We start from the raw sequence: 1,011 nt of genomic DNA, 5'->3' as shown, positions 1-1,011 counted from the left end.
CAACGCATAGTGAAAATGCCACGCGTTGCGAATCCCTCTTGAACAGTTTGTTATGCTTCTTGGATTCAAGTACGAAGTGCGACACCTCTGAACATAAAAACAGTGAAATGCGATAATCATGAAGTTTGCTCCCGCCAAGAAGTAAAAAACATGAGATACACGCACCTCACTGAGAACGAAAGGTATATGATTTCTGCGCTCAGAAAGCAAGGGATTAGTACCGCTAAAATAGCTAAACAACTGGGGCGTCACAAAGCCACTATCTATCGAGAAATTGAACGCAACTCCCGATACAACAGACACTTTAAAAGGTACTCCTATCAGGCATGGAGAGCCCAACAAATGGCTCGCAACCGGCTGAGTCGCTCGCGCAGAAATAAGCGCTACAGCGAAATCGACTTTAGGTTACCTGAGGCCTTGCTACGACTGGACTGGAGTCCTGACCAAATCGTCGGATACCTAAGGGGAAGAGGCTATCCAACAATGAGCCACGAGCTCATTTATCAGCACATTTGGAATGACAAAACTCTCGGTGGAACACTATGGAAACACCTACGCCAATCCACCAAGAAAAGGCGTAAAAGGTATAACTCAAAAGACAGCCGAGGTCGGCTGGCAGCAAAGCGTCATATTACCGAAAGACCAGCAAAAGCTGAACATCGAAAAGAGCCTGGTCACTGGGAAATTGATACCGTCGTTGGCCGCGGAACCAAGCACTGTATCGTGACTTTAGTCGACAGAATGACTGGCTACACTTTTATTGGGCAAATGGACGATAGGACAAGCGAGTCGCTCAACGTAAGAATGAGCAAAATCATGACCCGCTCTGACTTACCTTTTAAGACGATAACTGCGGATAATGGCACTGAGTTTCATGGTTACGCACAACTAGAAAAACACCATAACTGTCTGTTTTACTTTGCAAATCCATACCACTCATGGGAACGAGGGACTAATGAAAACACCAATGGCTTGATACGACAATACTTACCAAAACGAACTTCTATGTCA

The 1,011-nt window shown here is 45.4% G+C and carries 1 protein-coding gene; it reads left to right on the top strand.

What is annotated here, in order from left to right; all coding sequences use genetic code 11:
• Window positions 1-150: 150 nt before the first annotated feature.
• The coding region (locus R7Z41_RS24610) for an IS30-like element ISVa6 family transposase (RefSeq protein WP_318141721.1) at window positions 151-1,011 on the top strand (861 nt) is incomplete at its 3' end.

The sequence above is a fragment of the Vibrio sp. 1457 genome, from assembly GCF_033340195.1.
GTDB classification, from domain to species: domain Bacteria; phylum Pseudomonadota; class Gammaproteobacteria; order Enterobacterales; family Vibrionaceae; genus Vibrio; species Vibrio alginolyticus.
This window is presented reverse-complemented; position numbering and strand designations above follow the sequence as displayed.